This is a genomic window from Oleiphilus sp. HI0132, assembly GCF_001635845.1.
Map to the genome: position 1 here is coordinate 1 of NZ_LWGJ01000044.1, position 988 is coordinate 988.

The window sequence follows — 988 nt, forward strand, 5'->3', positions numbered from 1 at the left end:
CTTCTCATTAACGGGGCAACCCAATGCAATGGGGGGGCGTGAAGTTGGCGGTCTAGCAAACCAACTCGCGGCTCACCTAGAGTTTAATGAACAGGACACAAGCCTACTTAGTGAGTTCTGGAATACCCCAAACCTTGCCAATACACCAGGCATGCCAGCGATTGAGCTCTTCGACGCCGTCGCATCAGGAAAGATCAAAGCCCTATGGGTCATGGCAACCAACCCGGTCGCCAGCCTTCCCAATGCAGAAAAAGTAAGGAAAGCCATTGAACAATGTGACTTCGTCGTTGTGTCTGACTGTGTCGCTCATGCGGATACCTTAGATCGAGCCGAAGTCAAACTGCCCGCTTTGGGCTGGAGCGAAAAAGACGGTACTGTCACCAATTCCGAACGACGAATTTCGCGCCAACGAGCGCTGCTACCACCAGCAGGTGAAGCCAAGCCCGACTGGTGGATTATCTGCCAAGTAGCCAAAGCCATGGGCTACCACGAAGCATTTAATTTTAAATCTGCTGCCGATATTTTTCGGGAACATGCAGCACTAACAGGCTTTAAAAATACGGCTGAACAACGGCCTAGAGATTTCGATATCTCTGGCTTGGCAGAGCTTAGTGACGAACAATACGACTCGCTAGAACCTGTGCAATGGCCCGTAAACAACACTCACCCGAATGGTGTAAAACGATTTTTTTCTGAAGGAGGTTTCTTTACCGCCTCCGGCAAAGCCAAACTCATAGCACTCAGACATCGCCCACCTGTTAACTCATTGTCAGAGGCCTGGCCCCTTGCTTTGAATACCGGACGGGTTCGAGACCAATGGCATAGCATGACCCGCACTGCCTTATCAGCGAGGCTAAACCAGCATAAGCCGGAGCCCTATGTCGAGATCACTCCTGAAGACGCTCATAAGTTCGGTTTAAGTCAGGGCGATATAGCTGAAATAGAAAGTCATTGGGGAAGCATGCTTGCACGAGTGGAGGTCACTAAA

Annotated in this window: 1 protein-coding gene; it reads left to right on the plus strand. The window is 50.5% G+C overall.

The features are described 5' to 3' along the window. Positions 1-988, plus strand: a 988-nt coding sequence (locus A3766_RS00710) for a molybdopterin oxidoreductase family protein (RefSeq protein ID WP_156508575.1), incomplete at both ends; no start/stop codon positions are given.